General features: G+C 75.9%; 19 protein-coding genes. 7 read left to right on the forward strand and 12 right to left on the reverse strand.

Annotation, left to right across the window (positions count from 1 at the left end; translation table 11 throughout):
- Window positions 1-157: 157 nt before the first annotated feature.
- The 3 genes from EV189_RS10965 to EV189_RS10975 all read right to left on the reverse strand — a co-directional run bounded on the left by EV189_RS10965 (window position 158) and on the right by EV189_RS10975 (window position 4,081).
- The gene (locus tag EV189_RS10965) at window positions 158-1,585 is read right to left on the reverse strand and encodes an ABC transporter substrate-binding protein (protein WP_130493027.1); all 1,428 of its coding nucleotides are present in this window, start codon (window positions 1,583-1,585) and stop codon (window positions 158-160) included.
- Between the two features lie 441 nt (window positions 1,586-2,026).
- The gene (locus EV189_RS10970; RefSeq protein WP_130493028.1) at window positions 2,027-2,578 is read right to left on the reverse strand and encodes an ATP-binding protein; all 552 of its coding nucleotides are present in this window, start codon (window positions 2,576-2,578) and stop codon (window positions 2,027-2,029) included.
- Between the two features lie 63 nt (window positions 2,579-2,641).
- A complete protein-coding gene (locus tag EV189_RS10975; protein WP_130493029.1) occupies window positions 2,642-4,081 on the reverse strand; it encodes a hypothetical protein in 1,440 nt (479 codons plus the stop codon).
- 351 nt (window positions 4,082-4,432) lie between these two features.
- Here EV189_RS10975 and EV189_RS10980 point away from each other — a divergent pair, with 351 nt between their 5' ends.
- Window positions 4,433-5,347: a PAC2 family protein gene (locus EV189_RS10980; RefSeq protein ID WP_231116285.1), complete on the forward strand. Its 915-nt coding sequence runs from the start codon at window positions 4,433-4,435 to the stop codon at window positions 5,345-5,347.
- A 4-nt stretch (window positions 5,348-5,351) separates the two neighbouring features.
- Here the strand turns inward: EV189_RS10980 and EV189_RS10985 are convergent, their stop codons facing one another.
- Entirely contained in the window at window positions 5,352-6,176 is an 825-nt protein-coding gene (locus EV189_RS10985) for a glycosyltransferase family 2 protein (RefSeq protein WP_231116286.1), read from the reverse strand.
- A gap of 108 nt (window positions 6,177-6,284) precedes the next feature.
- On the opposite strand from EV189_RS10985, the gene EV189_RS10990 reads away from it, so the two are divergent.
- From EV189_RS10990 to EV189_RS11005, 4 genes are read left to right on the forward strand one after another with little or no spacing between them, the layout of a single operon-like run.
- Window positions 6,285-7,382, forward strand: coding sequence for a glycosyltransferase (locus EV189_RS10990; protein ID WP_130493032.1), 1,098 nt, complete (start codon window positions 6,285-6,287; stop codon window positions 7,380-7,382).
- 2 nt (window positions 7,383-7,384) lie between these two features.
- On the forward strand, window positions 7,385-8,287 hold the full coding sequence (locus tag EV189_RS10995; RefSeq protein WP_130493033.1) for a hypothetical protein: 903 nt from the start codon (window positions 7,385-7,387) through the stop codon (window positions 8,285-8,287).
- Window positions 8,288-8,338: 51 nt separating this feature from the next.
- Entirely contained in the window at window positions 8,339-9,502 is a 1,164-nt protein-coding gene (locus tag EV189_RS11000; RefSeq protein ID WP_130493034.1) for an RtcB family protein, read from the forward strand.
- Window positions 9,503-10,003 (forward strand): molybdenum cofactor biosysynthesis protein, encoded by a 501-nt coding sequence (locus tag EV189_RS11005; RefSeq protein WP_130493035.1) that lies wholly within the window; start codon window positions 9,503-9,505, stop codon window positions 10,001-10,003.
- Window positions 10,004-10,045: 42 nt separating this feature from the next.
- On the opposite strand, the gene EV189_RS11010 is transcribed toward EV189_RS11005, so the two are convergent.
- The 8 genes from EV189_RS11010 to EV189_RS11045 all read right to left on the reverse strand — a co-directional run bounded on the left by EV189_RS11010 (window position 10,046) and on the right by EV189_RS11045 (window position 18,519).
- Window positions 10,046-10,453, reverse strand: coding sequence for an ankyrin repeat domain-containing protein (locus EV189_RS11010; RefSeq protein ID WP_130493036.1), 408 nt, complete (start codon window positions 10,451-10,453; stop codon window positions 10,046-10,048).
- Between the two features lie 10 nt (window positions 10,454-10,463).
- Window positions 10,464-10,664, reverse strand: a complete 201-nt coding sequence (locus EV189_RS11015; protein ID WP_130493037.1) for a DUF5302 domain-containing protein — start codon at window positions 10,662-10,664, stop codon at window positions 10,464-10,466.
- On the reverse strand, window positions 10,661-11,131 hold the full coding sequence (locus tag EV189_RS11020) for an NUDIX domain-containing protein (RefSeq protein WP_130493038.1): 471 nt from the start codon (window positions 11,129-11,131) through the stop codon (window positions 10,661-10,663). Before EV189_RS11020 ends, EV189_RS11015 begins: the two co-directional genes overlap by 4 nt.
- A 10-nt stretch (window positions 11,132-11,141) precedes the next feature.
- Complete coding sequence (locus EV189_RS11025; protein ID WP_130493039.1) at window positions 11,142-13,676, reverse strand: DEAD/DEAH box helicase; 2,535 nt, start codon at window positions 13,674-13,676, stop codon at window positions 11,142-11,144.
- 176 nt (window positions 13,677-13,852) lie between these two features.
- A complete protein-coding gene (locus EV189_RS11030) occupies window positions 13,853-15,289 on the reverse strand; it encodes an MFS transporter (protein ID WP_130493724.1) in 1,437 nt (478 codons plus the stop codon).
- Window positions 15,290-15,505: 216 nt separating this feature from the next.
- Window positions 15,506-16,471, reverse strand: a complete 966-nt coding sequence (locus tag EV189_RS11035; protein ID WP_231116288.1) for an aldose 1-epimerase family protein — start codon at window positions 16,469-16,471, stop codon at window positions 15,506-15,508.
- Window positions 16,468-17,727, reverse strand: a complete 1,260-nt coding sequence (locus tag EV189_RS11040; protein WP_165400259.1) for a DUF4192 domain-containing protein — start codon at window positions 17,725-17,727, stop codon at window positions 16,468-16,470. Before EV189_RS11040 ends, EV189_RS11035 begins: the two co-directional genes overlap by 4 nt.
- Before the next feature lie 150 nt (window positions 17,728-17,877).
- Window positions 17,878-18,519, reverse strand: coding sequence for a hypothetical protein (locus EV189_RS11045; protein ID WP_130493041.1), 642 nt, complete (start codon window positions 18,517-18,519; stop codon window positions 17,878-17,880).
- Between the two features lie 260 nt (window positions 18,520-18,779).
- Here EV189_RS11045 and EV189_RS11050 point away from each other — a divergent pair, with 260 nt between their 5' ends.
- A complete protein-coding gene (locus EV189_RS11050; protein WP_130493042.1) occupies window positions 18,780-19,229 on the forward strand; it encodes a CYTH domain-containing protein in 450 nt (149 codons plus the stop codon).
- A gap of 53 nt (window positions 19,230-19,282) precedes the next feature.
- Window positions 19,283-20,569 carry an aromatic acid exporter family protein gene (locus tag EV189_RS11055; RefSeq protein ID WP_130493043.1) on the forward strand — a complete coding sequence of 429 codons (1,287 nt, stop codon included), beginning with the start codon at window positions 19,283-19,285 and terminating at the stop codon, window positions 20,567-20,569.
- The last annotated feature ends 2 nt before the right edge of the window (window positions 20,570-20,571 follow it).

Below are 20,571 nucleotides of genomic sequence, written 5' to 3' on the forward strand. Positions count from 1 at the left end.
GCCCGGCGGAGCACGGCCCGGTGCGCCGGCCGGTCACAGGTACGCGCGCGGCGGGCGTCGCCGGGAGGGACGCCCGCGGGGCAGGACGCATGCGCCCTGCCCCGCGGGGTGCGGCCGGAGCCGCTGGTCGGACTGAGCGGGTCCTAGCGGACCAGCGTCAGGACTTCGGCCAGGAGGCCTCGATGGAGTCCAGGACCGACTTCGTGCTGGCGCCGGTGATCCAGTTGACCATGCCCTTCCAGAAGCTGCCCGTGCCCACGGCGGCCGGCATCGCGTCCGAGCCGTCGAAGCGGAACACCGTCGCCGGGTCCTGCAGGGTCTTCACCGAGAGGGCGTCGATCGGGTTCTTGAAGTTGGCGATGTTGGCGCCCTTGTTGGCGCTGACCCACCCGGTGGAGATGATCGCCTTCTCGTTCGCCCAGAACGGCGAGGAGAGGTAGGTGCGGAACGCCTCGACCTCAGGGGCGTTGCGGAACGACGCCACGAACTCGCCAGCGCCCTCGACGGGCTTCGAGCTCGCGTCCATCGACGGCTCGTAGAACGCGAAGATGTCGCCGTCGGGGCCGATCTTGGTGCCCTTGGGCCAGTTGGCCGCGTAGAACGAGGCCTGCTGGTGCATGTAGCAGGTTCCGTCGAGGATCGGCTGGCCGCCGTCCTGGAAGGCGGTGGTGGCGATGGTCTTCACGCCGCCGTAGCCGCCGTTGACGTACGCCGGGTTCTTGAGGATCGCGCCGGCGGTGTCGAGGGCCTTCACGACGCTGGGGTCGTTGAAGGGGATCTCGTGCTTGACCCACTTGTCGTAGGTCTCCGGGCCCGCGGTGCGGAGCATGAGCTCCTCGACCCAGTCGGTGCCCGGCCAGCCGGTGGCGCCGCCGGACTCGAAGCCCGCGCACCACGGCTTGGCGTTCTTGTCGTCCTTGGCGATCTGCGCCGTCAGCTGCATGAGCTGGTCCCAGGTGGTGGGCACCTGGTAGTTGTGGTCCTTGAACATCTTCGGGGAGTACCAGACGAAGGACTTGACGTTGGCGCCCAGCGGAGCGGCGTAGAGCTTGCCGTCCACGCTGCCGTAGCCGGCCCAGTCCTTGCCGAAGTACTTGGTGACGTTGTCGATGACCGTCTGCGGCGCGGGGTCGGCCTTGCTGCCCGCGGCCTTCACGGCCTGCTGGAGGAGGCCCGGCTGCGGGATGTAGGCGATGTCAGGGGCGTTGCCGCCCTTGATGCGGACGAGGAGCTGGGACTCCATGTCCTTGTTGCCCTCGTAGTTCACCTTGGCGCCGGTGCAGTCCTCGAACGGCTTGTACGAGTCGATCTGCGGCTTGTCCTCGGGCGCGACGATCGTCGTGTAGACCGAGATGGTCTTGCCCTTGATGTCCCCGAAGGACGAGAACACCGAGCAGTCGAGCGGTCCCGACTTGCCCTGGACGGTCTTGCCGGCGGCCGCCCCGCCACTGGCGCCGGCGCTGCTGCCACCGCCGCTGCTGCCTGACGCGCCGTTGTCGCTCTTGCTGCTGCCGCCGCACGCGGTCAGCGTGAGGGCGAGGCTCGCGATCACGACGCCACCCTGGCGGAGCGTGCGCTTGCTCATGTGGAAGTCCCCTTCGTCGTACTCCGTAGTGGAGGAACGGAGGACATCCTGCATCCGACCAGACCCGCCGTGGGCCTCCGGACGGCATCGAGACCGTAACGATTGCGTCACGCCGACGTCGGGAGCCGTCAGGGCTTGACGGTTCTTGCCGGTCGCAACATCCCCCCCACGGCCGGTGCGAGGGGCATCTGTAGGCGCTTTCATGGGGTTCTGCCCCCTCCGGGACCCGGGAGAGCGCTCCCCCGGGGTCGTCATGCCGCTCGCGGCCGCCCGCGGGCTGCCGGGCAGGTCCGTACGCCGGCCCGGACACGGGGCGAGATACGGGCCCGAGGACAGGGCGGCACACGGGGCCGGACACGGGCCCGGAACGCGCAGAGGTGCTGGCGCGCCCCCTCCGCGCGCCAGCACCTCTGTGTCTCAGGGCCCCTCCCGGGGCCGGTCTCAGCGGGGCAGGAAGTACGCCCGCACGATGCGCCCGTCCTGGGGCGTGGTGCTCCACTCCCAGGCCTCGCTGCACGTCTCGAGGACCGAACGGGCGAGCCAGCCCCCGCCGGCCTGCTCGTCGGCGCAGAGCGGCGGCTGCGGGCAGGAGTCGGCCACGACCAGCTCCAGGCGGCCCGCGCGGGCGGCCAGGGTGATCTCGACGGCGACCGCGAGCGGGTAGCGCGCGGCGTCGCTGACGAGCTCGCTCACCACCAGCACGACGTCGTCGACGAGCGCCGGGTCGGCCTGCCACTCGGCGACGGCGGCGGCGACGAAGTGCCGCGCCTGGCGCGGGGCTTCGCTGGTGGCGAGCAGCCGGGCGCTGCGGCGGAACGGGGCGGGACGGCGCCGCGCGGCGGCGGGGCCGCCCACGGTCCCCAGGACGCCCGTGGTCGGAGCAGTGGGCACCGGGGCGCCCTCGGCCGGGGCGGCGGGGAGCGCGGGCTCCTCGCTGCGGCCGGTCAGCCAGTCACTGGTGAGGGAACGGCCGAGGCCGTCGTTGTCGAGCATGGGAGGTCTCCCCTGGGCGGACGGAAGTGCGGGCGGGCACGGCCAGAGGCCGTTCCGCCGGCGTCACGCAGGGGGGACGGAGGGGGTGACGGAGTAGCGGGGCAGCGCTCCCGCGGGCTGGTTGGTCCGCCCGAGGAGCACGGCAGCGGGAGCCGCCACGACGGCGCCGCTGACGAGCGTGGCGGGCGTCGTGCCCGTCGCTCCACCGGCGGCCGAGCCGGAGCTCGCCCCGCCGGAGCCGCCGGCGGTGGGAGCCGTGGGCGTCGGCACGCTGGGCGTGCTGCTGCCCCCGGGCCCTTCGGGACCGAGGGGGCCGCGGTGCGGGTTGCCGCCGTCGTACGGCGACTGGGCCGCGCTCGCGTGCGCAGGGGCGGTCACGTCGTCCGGTGCGGTGCCCGGGGTCGCGGCGCGCTGGCTCCGCCCGCCGGTGAGGACGGGGGCGTGCAGCGGGGCCTGCGCGACGGTGCCGTCACCGGCGGAGGCGCTCAGGACGACCGGGGCGTCGGCCGGTCCGGACGCGCACGCTGCGCCGGGGGCGCTGCCGCAGGACGGCACGGGCGGGCCGAGCGGGAGGGGCTGCTCCGCCGGCGCGGGGCGGGCGCTCTCCGCCGCCGGCGCGGGGAGGGCGGCGGTCTGCGCGGCCTTCACGCCGGCGGCGGGGGTCGCGCTCGCGGGGACGACCGGCGCCGGGACGGGCGCGGCGACCGGGGCGACCGCCGGCGCCGGAGCGGCAGCGGCGGCACCCCCCTCGCCGGCGGGGGCGGGCACGGCGACGGGGTCGTCGGACGGGCGCGGCGCGGCATCGGAGGGGCGGGCGTCGGGCGCGCTGGCGGTCGGCGCGGGCGTGCTCGCCGCGTCGTGCCCGGCGGCAGGGACGGCGGGGCTGGACGAGGGGGCCGGGCCGGCGGCGACGACCGGGCTCGAGGGCGCGGGGTCGCTCGCCGCGGGTGCCGGGTCGCTCGGGGCCGGGTCGTCCGGGGCGGGGTCCGCGGGCGGGACGGGCGCCGCGGGGACGGACGGCTCGACGGCCGGCTGCGTCGGCGCCGGCTCGGGCGCGGCGGGCTGCGTGGCCGGGGCGGCGGGCTCGGGGTCAGCCGCAGCGGGCGCGGGGTCGGCCGCAGCGGGCGCGGGGTCAGCCGCGGCGGGCGCGGGGTCGGCCGCGGCGGGGGCCGCTGCCGCGGGCTGGTCGGCTGCCGGGGCCGCGTCAGCGGCGTCCACCCCGGCGCGGCCGGGGTCCGCTGCAGCGGGGGTGGCCGCGTCCGCGGCGCCAGCGCCTGCGGCGGCGGGCGCGGCGTCGGCGGCAGCGGAGGTGGTCACGGAGGCCGGGTCCGCCGCCGGCTCGGCGGCGGACGCGTGCCCTCCCGCGCAGAGCCACGCGACGAGCACGACGACCGCGGCGAGCAGCAGCTTGGCGGGGACGAGCGTGGTGGAGCCGCGGGCGGGCAGGCCGTACGGGGCCGCGGGCGCGGCCGAGCCGCGACCACCCTCCCCTGCACCGGCCACCCGGGCCACCTCCACCACCCCCCGCGCTCCGTCCTGCCTCTGTCGGTCCTGCGTCCGTCCGGTCCTGCGTGCTCCACCAGTGCGGAACGGGCCGCCGAGGCGCCGTCGCGCCCTCCTGGTCCCAGGAGGTCCGCTCCGGTGCACTCGCACGGTCCGTGCCTTTTGCGCGGCAATCTATCGCCTCGTCAGGACTGGCGGGGACACAATGGCCCCGATAGGGGGACGGGGCGGCAGGGAATGCCCGTCCGCCCGCCGTTGCTGGCGCAGACCAGGCCCCGTGCAGGGGCGAGCGGGACGAGCACGACCAGCAGCGGGCAGGACGCGGCTCGGCCGCAGGACGGGGAGGCGACCGTGCAGACGGGCAGCGGACGGGAGCGCCGGCGGCACGACGCGCGCGGGCTGGTGGACGTGCTCCCCGGGGAGCGGCCGGCGGCGCCGGTGCTCCTGCTGGCGCTGGACGGCTTCGTCGACGCGGGCTCCGCGGTGCGCCTGCTGCGCGACGCCGCACTGGCGGACGGCGGCGGGCGGGTCCTCGCGGAGTTCGACGTGGACCAGCTGGTCGACTACCGCTACCGGAGGCCGCTGCTCACCTTCGAGCGCGACCGCTGGACGGCGCTCGCGCTCCCCCGGCTCGACCTGCTCGTCGTGGCCGACGAGGCGGGGCAGGAGTTCCTGCTGCTGACGGGCCCGGAGCCCGACGTGCAGTGGCAGCGCTTCGTGTCCGCGGTCGAGCTGGTCGTGCGCGAGCTCGGCGTGCGGCTGGTGGTCGGCCTCGACGCGGTCCCGCTCGCGGTGCCGCACACCCGCCAGCTCGGCGTGACCGTCCACTCCTCCGAGGAGTCGGTGCGGGCGGGGCAGGCGCCGTGGTTCGAGCAGGCACTGGTGCCCGGCTCCGCTGCGCACGTGCTGGAGTACCTCCTCGCCGAGCGCGGCATCCCCACCGCGGGGCTGGCGGTGCACGTGCCGCAGTACCTCGCCCAGGCCGACTACCCCGCCGCGTCCCTGCGCCTGGCCGAGGTCCTCGAGCACGTGACCGGGCTGCGGCTGCCGACGGGCCCCCTGGCCGAGGCGGCCGCGCTCGTGGCCGACCGCGTGGCCGCCGAGGCGGGCGCGAGCGCGGAGATCCAGGAGATGATCGCCGGGCTGGAGCAGCAGTACGACCGCTTCGTGCTCGCCCGCGCCACCGACGGCTCCCTGCCGAGCGGCGACGAGCTGGGCGCGGAGGTCGAGCGCTACCTCGCCGAGCAGGCCCGCAAGGACGAGTAGCCGCTCAGACCCCCGCGGCCCCGTCGAGCGCCTGCCCCTCGAGCAACGCGGCGTACGCGTCGACGCGCCGGTCGGCCAGCGTCGTCGGCAGCTCGAGGTGGTACGCGCCGGAGGGCAGCAGCCCCGCCCCGCCCCGCGCCTCGAGCACGCGCAGCTGGGCCACGACGTCCTCCCCGCGCAGGTTGCCCGGCAGGTCGCGCCAGAACGCGTACCCGCCGGCCGCGCGCAGCACCCCGGTGTCGTAGAGCACGCAGCCGCCGATCCAGGCCACCTTGTACGCGACCCAGCCCCGCTCGGGCACCTCGACCATGCGCTCGAGGTGCAGCGGCGTCGCCGCGTTGTGCAGCCTCCAGCGCTCCCACGCCGGGTCGCCCTTGCGCACCCGCTCCGGGTGCACCCCCTGCTCGTCCCACAGCTCGAGCGGCGCCCAGTCCTCCGGCCGCTCGTCGTCCACGGCGGACATGCCGAGCACGGGCATGCCGACCAGCCCGCAGCCCAGGGTGCGGAGCGCGTCGAGCATCCGCCCGACCGCTCCGGGCTCGAGGAGCACGTCATCGTCGAGGAACAGCACCGCGGGCGCCTGCGCCTGCGCGAGCAGCCAGTCGCGCTGCTCGGCGATCCCGCGCCGCTCCGGCCGGTGGACGAGCTCGACGCGGACGCCGTTGCGGCGCAGCGCCGCGACGGCCGTCGCGACCTCGGGAGCCTGCTGGACGACCGGCACGGGCGACTGGTCGGCGACGACGATGCGCAGCTCCGCCTCCCGCTGGGCGAGCAGGGCGGTCAGGGTGGGGGCGAGGGCGGAGGGTCGGTCGGCGGTCGGGATGAGCACGTCCACAGCAGGGGCCACGTCTGCCGGTTGCCCGTGCAGCCGACGGGTCATGCCCGTGCAGGAGGGCGGCCTTCGTCACCTCCACCGGGCGGCTGGGACGATGCCCGCGTGAAGGTCCTGCTGTACACCGCGTCCCGCGGCCGAGGCGGCGCGGAGATCAGCCTCGCCAACCTCGCCGCCGCCCTCGATCCCGGCCTCGACGTCGCGGTGGCGGGGGTCGAGCCGGACCTCGTCGACTGGGTGGCGGGCCACCGCCCGGGCACGCCCGTGCACGTCGTGGAGCCGGAGGCGGGCCCCCGCGCCGTGCGGGCGCACGCGGCGCTGCTGCGGCGCACGGCACCGGAGCTCCTGCACGTCAACCTCGCCGTGCCGTGGGCGGCGGGCGCGGCGCTGGCCGCGGCCGCGCTCGCGCCGCGGCTGCGGACGGCCGCGGTGCAGCAGCTGCCCCTGCGCACGACGAGCCTGCCGCAGTGGGCGGCGACCCGCGCGCGCCTGCTCCGCGTCGACGTCCACGTCGCCGTCGGCGAGGGCAGCGCCCGGCGGGTGGAGGACTTCTACGCGCTGGGCCGGCGCAGCGTCGTGTCGGTGCCGAACGGCGTCCCGGATCTGGGACCGGTCGCTGCCCGGGAGCCGGGCGAGCGCCTGGTCGTCGGGAGCCTGGGGCGGCTGGACGGGCAGAAGGCGTACGACGTGCTGGTGCGCGCGCTCGCGCAGGTCGACGGCGTCGAGGTCGAGGTGGTCGGCGACGGCACCGAGCGCGCGGCGCTGCTGCGGCTGGCCCGCGAGCTGGGCGTGGGCGACCGGCTGCGGCTGCCCGGCTGGTCGGACAGCGCGCGCGAGGCGCTGGCCCGCTTCGACGTCTTCTGCCTGCCCAGCCGCGTCGAGGGGTTCCCGCTCTCCATCGGCGAGGCCATGCTCGCCGGGCTGCCGGTCGTCGCGACGCCGGTGGGCGCGGTCGCCGAGGCCGTCGCCGACGGGCGTACGGGCCTGCTCGTCCCCGTCGACGACCCGGCCGCCCTGGCGGGGGCGCTGCGCCGGCTGCGCGACGACGCGGACGAGCGCGCGCGCATGGGCGCTGCGGGGCGCGCGGCCGCGACCGCGGCGCTGACCGCCGACGTCATGGCCCGGTCCTACGAGCGGCTCTGGGCGGACGCGGTGCGCGCGCCGCGGACGCCCCGCCTGCGCGTACCCCGGCCGCGGGCGTAGCCGTGGAGGGGACGGCGCTCGCGGAGCTGCTCCTCGCGGGGCTCGGCGGGCTCGACGAGCAGCAGCGCGTCGCGGGCGCGGCGCTGCTCGACACGCTGCTGGTCCCGGACGACGGACCGCTCGACCTCGACGGCTGGACCGACCGCGTCCTCGAGCTGCTCTGGCGAGCGCGCGGGCGGCCGACCGACCCGGTCGGCGAGGAGGTCGCGGCGCTCGCGGCCGCCGGACGCGCGGCGGGCTCGCTCACCGCGCACGGGACGGCCGCCCTGCTGCCCGCGAGGTACGCCGCGGCGCGCCGCCGCACCGCCCTGGCCCTCACCGCCCGGTCGCTCCCCGCCCTGCTCCCCCAGGCGCTCGCCGACCTCACGTGGGTGCACCGGCGGCTGACCCAGGCCGAGCTGGACGCCCGGTCCCGGCGGGTCGAGCTCGACCCCGCGGCCGCACGAGCGCTGCGGGAGGTGACGGGCGTCGTGCGCCCGCTGCTCCAGCCGGACCCCAGGCCGCCCTTCGTCCCGGAGGGCGCGGCGGCGCTGCTGCGGGAGGCCCAGCGGCGTACCTGCCTCGGGTGCGGGGCGCCGCTCCGCGCCGGGCACGACGTCGTCCCGCTCCTCCCCCGGCTCCGGCTGCCGCTCGACAGCGTCGCCGGCCTCGTCGCGGTCTGCGCTCCGTGCGCGCGCAGCCGGGGGACGGCCCTGCCGTCCCTCAGGGTGGTCTGGGCCTGGCACCGCCGTCCCGAGCCTCCGGACCTGCCCGAGCCGTGGGAGCAGGAGCGGGTCGCCGGCGCGCTCGTCGCCGTCGTCGCCGCCCTCCCCGCCGGTGTGCCGCTCTGGGCGGGGAGGAGCACGAGCGACCGGTCGACGGGCTCCGAGGGGGACCGCCTCCGTGCGCTGCTGGCCCCCGCGTAGCAGCCGGGAATCCGGTCGTTCCAGCGGTTTCTCCTCGGGCACGGTGGAGGCATGGAGCAGATCACGCCCAAGCTGAGGAGCTGGGCCTCCGTCCTCGACCCGCAGACCCTGGAGCAGGCGCGGCGCACCAGCGAGCTCCCCTTCGTCGCGCCGTACCTCGCCCTCATGCCCGACGCGCACCTGGGCAAGGGCGCGACCGTCGGGTCGGTCATCCCCACGGTCGATGCCGTGATCCCGGCCGCGGTCGGCGTCGACATCGGCTGCGGGATGATCGCGGTGCGCACGCAGTTCACCCGCGACGACCTCGCGGGCGCGGACCTGCGCGCGCTGCGCCTCGACATCGAGCGCGCGGTGCCGCTGTCTGCGGGGCGCTACAACCGTCGGGTCGTCGAGACCGCCGCGCCGCGGGTCGCCGAGCTCGAGGAGCACCCGCGTGCCCGCGACCCTGACTCGTACGCCGCGACCTGGCGCCTGCAGCTCGGCTCGCTGGGGTCGGGCAACCACTTCATCGAGGTGACGAGCGACGAGCTCGACCGCGTCTGGTGCTTCCTGCACTCCGGCTCGCGCGGCGTCGGCAACCGCATCGCCCAGCACTGGATCGGGCAGGCGCGGCGCGAGGCGGAGCAGGACCGGCTCGACCTGCCGGACAGGGACCTCGCCCCGCTGCACGAGGGGCGGCAGTCCTTCACCGACTACATCGCGGACCTGCGGTGGGCCCAGCACTTCGCCCTGCTCAACCGCGAGGAGATGATGGACCGCGTGGTGGCCTGCCTGTCCCGCGCGCTCGGCACCGACGTCGTGGAGCAGGAGCGCATCAACTGCCACCACAACTTCACCGTCGAGGACGAGGTCGGCGGGCAGCGCGTCTGGCTCAGCCGCAAAGGCGCGATCACGGCCGAGGCGGGGCAGCGCGGGCTCATCCCCGGCTCGATGGGGACGGCGAGCTACGTCGTCACCGGGAAGGGCGACGCGGCCGCGCTGCGCTCGTCGCCGCACGGCGCGGGCCGCGCGTACTCGCGGACGGCGGCGCGCAAGCGGTTCACGCGGGAGGAGCTCCGCACGGCGATGGCGGGCATCGAGTTCCGGGACACGGACGCCTTCCTGGACGAGATCCCCGGGGCGTACAAGGACATCGACGTCGTCATGCGCGACGCGGCAGACCTCGTCGCGGTGGACCACGTGCTGCGCCAGCTGGTGAACGTGAAGGGCGAGTAGGTGGAGGTCCTCGAGGTCGAGGTGGTGCACCTGGTCGTGTCGCCCGCCCACGCGTACGAGGGGCGGCCGGCGGACGGTCCGACCGAGGTGGCCACCTCCGACCTCGAGGAGGTGGAGGTCGTCGCGGGCAAGGGCGTCCGCGGCGACCGGTTCTTCGCCCGGCGCGCGCACAGCACCTCGGCGGTGACGCTCATCGCGCTGGAGGGGCTGCGCGACATGGCCCGCGAGATCGGCCTCGGCGAGCCGGACCCGCTGCTCGCCCGGCGCACGGTCGTGCTCGGCGGGGTGTCGGCGGCGCAGGTGCACGCGCTCGCCGGGCGGGAGTTCGCGCTCGGCGGGATCGGGTTCCGCGGGGGACGTCCGGCGAGCCCGTGCGCCTGGATGGACGTGGTGTACGCGCCGGGCGCCTTCCGCGCGATGCGCGGGCGCGGCGGGCTGCGCTGCGCGCCGACGACGTCGGGCGTCCTGCGCCGCGGCACCACCACCCTCACCCTGCCGTGATCATGCACGTCCTGGGGGCTGCGCTGCCCAGGACGTGCATGATCACGGGGAGGCTGGTGGCAGCAGCGCGGCCATCTCGGGCAGGTCGAAGAACTCCGCGGTGACCCGCGCGGACTGCCGGCCGAGCGAGGCGTCCGCGCCCGCCTCGAGCAGGGCCCGGACGCTCTGCTCGTCGCGGCGGAACACCGCGGCCCCGAGCGCCGTCTGGCCGTTGTCGTTGACGCGGTCAGGGTCGGCGCCGTGGGCGAGCAGCAGGCGCACGGTCTCCGGGTGCGCGTGGTACGCCGCCAGGATCAGCAGCGTGTCCCCCCGGGAGTTGGTCAGGTCCGGGGGCAGACCCGCGTCCAGCAGGTCGCCCAGCTGCCCCGCGCTGCCGGCCCGCGCGAGGTCGAGGCAGTGGTGCGCCAGCTCCACGACCTCGGGGTCCGGCTCCGGCGCCCGCTCGGTCACGGCGCCGGGCTCAGCCGGACTTGCGGCGGAACTGGCGCTGGGTCTTGCCACCGGCGGAGGGCCCGACGTGGCTCTGGCCGCCCGGCGCACCACCGGTGCCGTGGGAGCCGTGGTGGGCGTTCTTGCGCGCCAGGGCCTCCTGGAACTTCTTGCGCACGTCCTCGGGGGCAGGTGCCGCCTCGGTGCTCTGGTCCTCGGGCTCGTCGCTCATGGCTGCGAGCCTACGACCGTCTGCTCCAACCGGTCGAGGAAGACCTGCTGCGACGCGAACAGCTTGACCCGCGCGGCGGGCAGCGAGAACCAGTCGGCCCGGTCGATCTCGGGGAACTCCTGGATCCGCCCCGACCGCGGCGGCCACTCCATCGGGAACAGGTTGCTCGACACCTCGGTCACGTCGAGGTCGCCCTCGACCGCCCAGATCGTGTTGACCTTGCCGCTGCTCTGGCGCGAGTCCCCCAGCGGGACCGGGTCGCCGGGCGGCGGCGCCACCCCGATCTCCTCGGCGAACTCGCGGTTCGCGGCGGCGAGGGCGGGCTTGTCGGCGTCGTACTCGCCCTTGGGGATCGACCAGTGGCCGTCGTCCTTGCCCGCGAACAGCGGACCGCCGGGGTGGGCGAGGAGCACCTCGACGCCCTCCGCACCCCGGCGCCAGACCAGCAGCCCCGCGCTCCGCTTCACGGCGGGGAGGCTACCCGCCGGTGCTGCCGAGCACGCCCTGGAAGCGGTCCACGCCCACGATGCGGACCACGGCGGTCCCCTCCTCGTCCGAGGTGGCGAGGTCGACCTCGGCGGAGATCCCCCAGTCGTGGTCCCCCGCCGGGTCGTCGAGCACCTGGCGGACGCGCCAGAGCCCGGGCTCCTCGGTGACGAGCAGCAGCCGCGGGCCGCGGGCATCGGGGCCGGTGCCGATCTCGTCGTGCTCGGCGGAGTACGCGTCGAGCGCGTCCGCCCAGCGGTCGGCGTCCCAACCCGAGCCCGCATCGAGCTCGCCGAGGAGGTCGACGCGGCGCAGCGCCGCCAGCTCCACCCGGCGGAACAGCGCGTTGCGCACGAGCACGCGGAACGCCCGGACGTTGGCGGTGACGGGCGGCGGGCCGAGCTCGACGCGGGGGCTGCCCGGGACGTCGTCGACGGGGTTCGCGAGCCGCTCCCACTCGTCGAGCAGGCTCGAGTCGACCTGCCGGACGAGCTCGCCCAGCCACTCGGTGAGGTCCTCGACCTCGGGGGTGCGCGCGTCCTCGGGCACGGTGCGCCGCAGGGCCTTGTACGCGTCGGCGAGGTAGCGCAGAACGAGCCCCTCGCTGCGCGCGAGGCCGTAGTAGCCGACGTACTCGGTGAAGGTCATCGCCCGCTCGAACAGGTCGCGTGCCACGGACTTCGGCGAGAGCTCGGCGTCGGTGACCCAGGGGTGGCCCTTCGCGTAGAGCTCGTACGCCGCGCCCAGCAGCTCCTCCAACGGCTTGGGCCAGCTGACGCCGTCGAGCAGCTCCATGCGCTCGTCGTACTCCACGCCCTCGGCCTTCAGCGCCTGCACGGCCTCGCCGCGGGCCTTGAACTGCTGCGCCAGCAGGACCTGGCGCGGGTCGTCGAGCGTGGCCTCGAGCACGCTGAGCACGTCGAGCGCGTAGGTCGGGGACGCGCGGTCCAGCAGCGCGAGGCTCGCCACCGCGAACGGCGAGAGCGGCTGGTTCAGGGCGAAGTCGGCCTGCAGGTCGACGGTGAGCCGGACGGTGCGCCCCTCCTCGTCGGGCTCGGGCAGGCGCTCGACGACGCCACCGGCGAGCAGGGCGCGGTAGATCGCGATGGCGCGGCGGATGTGCCGGCGCTGCGCCGGCCGCGGCTCGTGGTTGTCCTCCAGCAGGCGGCGCATGACGAGGAACGGGTCGCCGGGACGGGCGATGACGTTGAGCAGCATGGCGTGGCTGACCTGGAAGCTCGAGCTGAGCGGCTCCGGCTCGGCCGCGACGAGCCGCTCGAACGTCTTGTCGCTCCAGGAGACGAAGCCCTCCGGCGCACGCTTCTTCACGACCTTGCGCCGCTTCTTCGGGTCGTCTCCGGCCTTGGCGAGCGCCTTCGCGTTCTCGATCTCGTGCTCCGGCGCCTGCACGACGACGTAGCCGATGGTGTCGAAGCCGGCGCGGCCTGCGCGCCCGGCGATCTGGTGGAACTCGCGGGCGTTGAGGTGCCGGGTGCGCTTGCCGTCGAACTTCGACAGCGCCGTGAGCAGCACCGTGCGGATCGGCACGTTGATGCCGACGCCGAGCGTGTCCGTGCCGCAGATGACCTTGAGCAGTCCCTGCTGCGCGAGGGTCTCGACCAGCCGGCGGTACTTCGGCAGCATCCCGGCGTGGTGCACGCCGATGCCGTGCCTGACCAGCCGGCTGAGGGTCTTGCCGAAGCCCGAGGAGAAGCGGAAGGCCCCGATCGCCTCCGCGATCGCGTCCTTCTCCGCACGGGTGCAGACGTTGACGCTCATCAGTGCCTGGGCGCGCTCCAGCGCCGCGGACTGCGTGAAGTGGACGACGTAGACGGGCGCCTGGCGCGTCTCGAGCAGCTCCTCGAGCGTCTCGTGCAGCGGCGTCATCGCGTAGGTGAACGTCAGCGGCACGGGGCGCTCGGCGCCCTTGACCACGGCCGTCGGCCGGCCCGTACGCCGGGTGAGGTCGCGCTCGAAGAACGAGACGTCCCCGAGGGTCGCCGACATGAGGAGGAACTGCGTGCCGGGGAGCTCAAGGAGCGGCACCTGCCACGCCCACCCGCGCTGGGGGTCGCCGTAGAAGTGGAACTCGTCCATGACGACGAGGCCGATGCCGGCGTCGCCGCTGCGCAGGGCGATGTTGGCGAGGACCTCGGCGGTGGCGCAGATGATGGGCGCCCCGGGGTTGACGGCGGCGTCGCCCGTGAGCATGCCGACCTTGTCGGCGCCGAACGCCGCGCACAGCGCGAAGAACTTCTCGCTGACGAGCGCCTTGATGGGGGCTGTGTAGAAGCTCGTGCGTCCCGCTGCCAGCGCGGCGAAGTGCGCGCCCAGCGCCACGAGGCTCTTCCCCGAGCCCGTGGGGGTGGCGAGGATGACGTGGGACCCGGTGACGATCTCGAGCAGGGCCTCGCTCTGCGCCGGGTAGAGCGGCAGCCCCTGCTCCTCGGCCCAGCCCTCGAACGCCGCGTAGACCGCGTCGGCGTCACTCCCGCCCGGCGCGAGGGTCGGCAGCAGGGACGTCATGCCGAGGGCAGCGCTGGAGTCATGGTGCGGTCAGGCTACCCGGCGCGGCGCGGCGTGCCCGCGGCTGCGGCTGCGGGTGGAGGGTCCCTGGGGCGTACGACGCCCGCCGCCCCGGAACGGACCGGGGCGACGGGCGCCGTGCTCTGGGTCTCCCGCGCTGCTGCGGGTCTTCCGCTCTACCCCTTCGCGAAGCCGCGGGGGGTGGCCGCGCCGTCAGGGGTGGCCATGCCGGCCGCCTCGGTCACCTTGCGGACGAATCCGAGCGGCGTCGCGACCTCCTCGAGCGACTTGCCCTCGGCGTCGACGGCGAGGAACGCGGCGATGACACCACCGACGATCATCACCGCGGCACCGAGCATGTAGCCCCAGAACAGCTTGGTGTGGTCGGTCCCGTCACCGATGAGCCGGCCGTAGATGTGCGGGCCGAGCGAGCCGAAGCACTGCGCGATCGCGAAGAAGATGGCGATGGACTTCGCCCGGACCTCGATCGGGAAGATCTCGCTGACGGTGAGGTACGCCGCGCTCGCCCCGGCGGAGGCGAAGAAGAAGATGACCGACCAGCAGATCGTCTGCGTCGTCGCGTTGAGCGAGCCGGCCTTGAACATCGCGGCCGTGATGACGAGCAGGACGCCGGAGAGGATGTAGGTCCCGGAGATCATCTTCCGGCGCCCGACGGTGTCGAACAGATGGCCCAGCAGCAGCGGACCCGCCAGGTTGCCGATGGCGAAGGCGATGAAGTAGTAGGGCAGGTTGCCGCTCGAGACGCCGTAGACCTTCGTCAGCACCAGCGCGTAGGTGAAGAAGATCGCGTTGTAGAGGAACGACTGCGTGATCATCAGCGAGGCGCCGAGGACCGAGCGCGACGGCATCTGCGTGAAGAGCACCTTGCTCAGGGCGAGGTAGCCGACGCCCGGGTCGGGCTGGATCTCGATCGCCTTGCTCTCGGGCACGTCCTCGAGCTGGTGACCGGAGTCGGCGACCCAGCGCTCGATCTGCCCGATGGTCGCCTCGGCCTCCTCCTCGCGGCCGTGCATCATCAGCCAGCGCGGGCTCTCGGGGAGGTTGCGCCGGACGAAGAGGATGACGGCGCCCAGCACCGGTCCGAGCAGGAAGCACAGCCGCCAGGCCACGTCGTCGGAGAGGTTGTTGAGGACGATGAGCTGGAGGATGGTCGCGAGGAACGCGCCGGCCCAGTAGGTCCCGTTGACGGCGATGTCGACGCGGCCGCGGTACTTCGCCGGCATCATCTCGTCGATGGCGGAGTTGATCGCGGCGTACTCACCGCCGATGCCGATGCCGGCGATGATGCGCGTGGCGTAGAGGAACACCAGGCCGCTGCCGTGGCCGCTCCACGTGAACGCCGTGAGCCCGCTGCCCACGAGGTAGATCCCCAGCGTCACCATGAACAGGTTGCGCCGGCCGAGGCGGTCGGACAGCCGCCCGAAGACGAGGGCTCCCACGACCTCGCCGAGCAGGTACCACGTCGCGATGTCGCCGACGGCCCCGGACGACATGCTCAGGGTGTCCTTCTGGCTCAGCACACCGGCCGCGACACCCGCGACGGTGATCTCGAGCCCGTCGAGCACCCAGGCGACGCCGAGGGCGATCACCATCTTCGTGAAGAACGGCGACCAGGGGAGCCTGTCGATGCGCGCCGGCACCGTGCTCTTCACTGTCACCGAGAGATCAGCTGTCCCCGTCGACACCTGCCACCTCCGCTGTTGGTTCCGCCGGAGGAGATCGCCCCCGATGCCCTGTGCGAAACATCACGGGGGTCACCTGATCCGGTTCACCGCGGGCCGGCGGGGCGGGGCCGGCCCGCTGCCGGGTCAGCCGACGGTGATCCCCCAGCGGCCGCGCCACGTCTCGCCCGGCTCCAACCGGACGACGTCCTCGCCGCTGGAGAAGGCGTTGGGAGGAGCCGACATCGGCTCGACCGCCACGCTGCGGCGGACCTTGGCCGCCTCCACGGCGTCCGCGGTGTAGACGAGGCGGTACGGCAGCGCCTCGTCCTGCCACACCGTGACAGTCCGGCCCCCGTCCCCGGCGGCGAGGACCGCGCGGGCCAGCCCGTCGTCGTCGCGCACGAGGTCGGTGTAGGTCGTGTTGACCTCGCGCGCGCCGATCGCGGTCCCGTCCAGCTCGTACGCCGTCCCCGCCACCGCGGCCCGGCCGACCGGCACCATCGTGGCGTCGAGCGGCAGCCACGTGGCGGCGGGCGCGGTGAGCGCGTCACCGTCCACCGGCTGCCCCGGGCTCGCCATGAGGTACGGGTGGGCGCCGTACGCGAACGGCGCGGCCGCCGCCCCCGTGTTGGTCGCCTCGACCGTGACCGTGATGCCGTCGAGGGCGAGCTCGTAGCGCACCCGCAGGTCCAGGGTGAAGGGGTAGCCGGGCACCGGGTGCTGGCGCAGCGTCCACTCTGCGCGGTCGTCCTGCGAGGAGTCCAGCTGCCACGCCTGCCAGCGGGTGAGCCCGTGGCTCGCGTTGCCGTAGGCGTGCTCGTTGACGGGCAGCCGCTGCGTGGCGCCGTCCCACGCGTACATCCCCTGCCGGATGCGGTTGGGCCACGGGACGAGGTGGCACCCGCGGGCGGACGGGCAGACCTCGTCGAGCGCGTAGCCGTCGAGGACGTCGCGCCCGCCCACGGAGAGGGTGCGCAGCCCGGCGCCCACCTCGACCACGGTCGCGCGGGCCTCGCCCGCGCGCAGCTCCACCTGCCGTCCGCTCGGCGACACCAGCGCGCCGCCGGTCCCCTCGCCCCCGTGGTCGCCCTGGTCGCCGTCGTCGCTCACGTGCGCCTCCCCGGTCCTGGGCGGGAGCCCCGCCTCCTGCCGGGCACGCTAGCCGCCCCGGACGGACCCGGCTCCGCAGGGGGTGCGGGCTCCGCGCGAGGCCGGTGGCTGCCCGCGCTCGGCTGCCCGCCCACCCTGTCCCGGCCCTGCCACGGGTCCTCGGCCCAGCGCCCGCCGCCGTCGCGGAAGCGCTCCTCGAGCTCGTCGGACACGCCCGCGAGGAGGCGGCGCACGCGCTCGGGGCCGACCGCCCGGCGCAGCAGGGCGTCCAGCAGCGCCGCGAGCGCGTGGTCGGGGACCGCGGCGAGACCGCGCTCCAGGGCGATGCCCGCGAGCGGGCCCTGCCCCAGCACGTGCGCGCAGGCCGCGAGCAGCGCGCAGGCGCCCGCGAGGTCCGCCGGCGCGGGGCCCGGAAGCCCCTGCTCCGGCCGCACGCCCGCCCACTGGACGAGCTCGACGAGCACCGCCACGAGGGCGGCCGGCTCCTCCGGCTCCAGCGCGAGGGGCAGCAGCGCGTCGCGGACCACCCGGTCGCGCGACGCCACCAGCAGCAGGCCCGCCGTGCCGGCGGTGAGCCCTGCAGCGCCGTCGGCCCGCGCCCGGCACGCCGCCCGGACCAGCCCGGTCACCAGCCGCGCGGCGTCGGCCCGGCTGGTGCCGCCGAGCTCCAGCACGGCTGCCGCGAGCGCCGGGCCGAGGGCGGGTGCCGCGGCGCTCTGCCCGGGCCCGGGCAGCAGGCTCTGCTCGAGGGCCGCCCGCGAGGGGAGCAGCGCCTGGCCGTCGAGCGCGCGACGGGCGGCGACGGCGGTCTCCGCGTCGCCCACCGCGGCCGGCACCTCGACGCCCTCGGGCGGGCAGCAGGCGTCGGCGCAGTCGTAGGACCAGGTGCGCCCCTCCCCCACCAGCAGGCTGCGCACCACGGCCACTCCGCGCTCCTCCAGGGCGGCGCCGAGGGCCTCCTGCAGCCCGGCGTGGGGCAGCTCCTCCCGCTCGCCGCGCGCGTCGTGGACGAGGACCAGCGCCCCCTGCGCGCCGGAGCGGAGGACGGTGCCGGCGACGTGCTCGACGACGTCAGGGACGTCCTCCTCCGCCGGCAGGTCGACCCGGAGGACCAGGCCCAGGCGGGCGGGGTGCCCGCTCAGGCAGCAGACGACGAGGCTGCGCTCCGGCGGGAAGCCCAGCAGGTGCGGGACGACGGCGGCGAGGTCGGCGGGCGTGCGGAGCCGGGCGACCGGGCGGTCAGGAGGAGGGGGCACGCCGCCACCCTGCGGGTACCGCGCGCGGGACGGGACCGCCAGGACCGCCGGTGTGGACAACCCGGCACGGCGACGCAGGAGCCCGCCCTGCGCGGCGCCCGGCTGTGGACGGCCGGGCTGCCCGGTGCGCGCGGTCCGGTCGGTCGGTGGTCAGCGCGAGGCGCGCCGCGAGACCCGGTCGCCCATCCCGCGCCAGCTCCACACGTGCAGCAGGGCGTCCGCGTCCTCGTCGACGCTGACCTCGAGGTGCGCGCCGTCGCGCAGCCGCAGGCGCACCGTGCTGCCGCGCAGCCCGGGGACGACCCGGCGCGCGACCGCGGAGGCCGGCGCCACGTCGACGACCGCGATGGCGTGCCACGGCACGGTCCACATGCTCTCGGGCTGGTGCTCGCGCGGGTGCGGGTGGAAGCGGAGCAGCTCGCGCTCCACGCTCAGCCACCCGTGCACCCGGGACGCGGGGTCGACCGGCCCGCCGGCGCGCACGGCCGCGAGCCCGTCGAGCTGGCCGCCCACGATGCGCGCGCAGCGCACCCACTGGCCCACCTCGCGCACGCCTCGGCGGTAGCGGCGGCGGCGGACGACCATCCCCGTCGCCCATGCGCTCCCCCCCGCGAGGACCGCGAGGGCCACGCCCACCGGCGCCCAGGGAGACGCGGAGCCGCGCCACGCGAGCACCGTCAGCACGACCGCGGTCATGGCGCCCGCCGGCAGGGCCGCGGTGAGCAGCCAGCCCAGGGCGCGCGCCGGCAACCACGGTGCCGGCGCGACCTCAGCGCGACGCAGCAGAGCCATCGATCCTCCCCGGGTGCACGACGCTGGCAGCACGACACAGCGCCGGCACCTGCGGGATGCCCGCGGGCACGCGCGTCCACTCCTCGGGGGCACGCGCCGCCTCCTGCCTCGCGCAGCAACGACGGTGGTGCCGGGACAAGGCTTCCACACCCAGGGCCTCGGCACGACCCGGTGGCGACCGGAGCCGTGATCGACTGCGGGTCCGGGGTGCGAGACTCCCGTCACCGCGGGGAGCGGCAGGCGCGTACCTGAGGAGACCGATGGCGGCACGGCACGAGCGCCGCTTCCTCCTGCGCGCCAGCCCGGACCCCGCCGGAGCGCCCGCCCTCCAGGTCAACGTCGCCTACCTCGGGACGCAGGACGGGTGGTCGGTGCGCGTCGCGCGCGAGTTCCGGCTCGCCCCCGACGGCACGCCCGGCGCCGAGCGCTGCTCGCTGCTCGTCCGCCGGCCGGACGGTCGCACCCAGGACGGGCCGCTCGCCGCCGAGCTCGGAGCGGCGCTGTTCGCGGCGGCGCCCTGGAAGGTCTTCTACACCGACCACGCCCTCGACGCGGCGTGGCGGCTGCGCGTCTTCCGGCTGCGGCACGAGGGGCTCGTCCTCGGCGTCGGCCCGGCCGACGCGCCGGTGCCCGCCTGGTGCGGTGCCGAGGTGACCGACGACGACGCGTACGCGGAGGAGCGCCTCGCGGGGGTCCCGCGGGTCCGCTAGTCCTCGCGTCCCCGGCGCCGTTTGGCGGCGACCGTGCGCGGCATCCCCCCGTCATGGCGCGGCGAGCGGACGTGCGGAGGGCGACGGGGCCCGGGAGCCGCGTGCGCCCCGCGGCGGCCCGCTCCGCGCGCCGGCTCCTCCGCGCGCTGCGCCGCGAGCGGCGCGTGGCGGCGGCGAAGGCGGTGCGCCTCTCCGGGGCCTGCATGGCGGCGTACCTCGTCGCCCAGGCTCTGCTCCCGCACGGCGACCCCGTCCTCGCGCCGCTCACCGCGCTGCTCGTCGTCCAGGTCACGCTGCGCAGCACGCTGACCAGTGGGCTGCAGCGCGTCCTCAGCGTGGTGGCCGGCGTCGGGGTGAGCACCGGGCTGTCCTCCGCCGTGGGCTTCACCTGGTGGAGCCTCGGCCTGCTCATCGCCGCGACGGTCGTGCTCGGCCAGCTGCTCCGCCTCGGCGACCACCTGCTCGAGGTGCCGATCAGCGCGATGCTCGTGCTGGCGGTGGGCGGGAGCACGTCGTCGTACGCCGTGGGCCGCGTCGTCGAGACCGTCCTCGGCGCCGCCGTGGGCGTGGCCGTCAACCTGCTGTTCCCGCCCGGCCTGCGCCCGGGGGACGCCGGCGCCGCCGTCGAGCACGCGGCGGCCGAGATGGCCCGCCTGCTCGAGCGGGCGGCCGGGGGGCTGCGCGAGGGCGCCGGCAGCGAGCAGGCCGAGCAGTGGCTGGTCGAGGCGCGCGGCCTGCCCCGCTCGGTCGCCGAGGCGGACCGCGCCCTGCGCGAGGCCGTCGACCGGCGCCAGCTCAACCCGCGGGCGGCGTTCATCCCCGACGCGACCGGGCTGCTCCGCTCGGGGCTCGACGCGCTCGAGGTCGCGGCTGCCGCGCTGCGCACGCTGTTCGCCGCTATGGCCGACGGGCTCCGCGAGCCGGGCGGGGAGGACGCCGCCGAGCTGCGGGACGCCTTCGCCGTCCTGCTCGACGAGCTCGCCGCGGCGGTGCGCGGCTTCGGCGAGCTCGTGCACGCCGAGGGCCGCGGCGCCACCGAGCCCCCCGAGCGCGAGCTGGCGGCCGCGCTCGAGGCGCTGCGCGAGGCCCGTGCCCGGCTGACCGAGCTGCTGCTGCTCGACGCCGGCGAGGACCGCGCGCTCTGGCAGCTCCACGGCGCCCTGCTCGCCGCTGTCGAGCGCCTGCTGCGGGCCCTGGACGTCGAGCACCGGGGGCGGCAGCGCGAGGAGTGGGCGGAGCGCACCCGCAGGCCGGTGCTCGAGGCGGTGCGGGAGCGGGCCGAGCGCGACAGGGGCGAGCGGGAGGTGTGGCACCGGCTGCCGCCGGAGGGCGGGCGCTGACG

Source organism: Motilibacter rhizosphaerae, from assembly GCF_004216915.1.
GTDB lineage: Bacteria > Actinomycetota > Actinomycetes > Motilibacterales > Motilibacteraceae > Motilibacter > Motilibacter rhizosphaerae.

Coding starts and splice junctions, on each gene's coding strand:
- EV189_RS11045 (WP_130493041.1), bottom strand. CDS start 18,519: ATGGCTCTGCTGCGTCGCGCTGAGGTCGCGCCGGCACCGTGGTTGCCG.
- EV189_RS10970 (WP_130493028.1), bottom strand. CDS start 2,578: ATGCTCGACAACGACGGCCTCGGCCGTTCCCTCACCAGTGACTGGCTG.
- EV189_RS10965 (WP_130493027.1), bottom strand. CDS start 1,585: ATGAGCAAGCGCACGCTCCGCCAGGGTGGCGTCGTGATCGCGAGCCTC.
- EV189_RS11015 (WP_130493037.1), bottom strand. CDS start 10,664: ATGAGCGACGAGCCCGAGGACCAGAGCACCGAGGCGGCACCTGCCCCC.
- EV189_RS11050 (WP_130493042.1), top strand. CDS start 18,780: ATGGCGGCACGGCACGAGCGCCGCTTCCTCCTGCGCGCCAGCCCGGAC.
- EV189_RS11025 (WP_130493039.1), bottom strand. CDS start 13,676: ATGACGTCCCTGCTGCCGACCCTCGCGCCGGGCGGGAGTGACGCCGAC.
- EV189_RS11000 (WP_130493034.1), top strand. CDS start 8,339: ATGGAGCAGATCACGCCCAAGCTGAGGAGCTGGGCCTCCGTCCTCGAC.
- EV189_RS11030 (WP_130493724.1), bottom strand. CDS start 15,289: ATGGTGATCGCCCTCGGCGTCGCCTGGGTGCTCGACGGGCTCGAGATC.
- EV189_RS11055 (WP_130493043.1), top strand. CDS start 19,283: ATGGCGCGGCGAGCGGACGTGCGGAGGGCGACGGGGCCCGGGAGCCGC.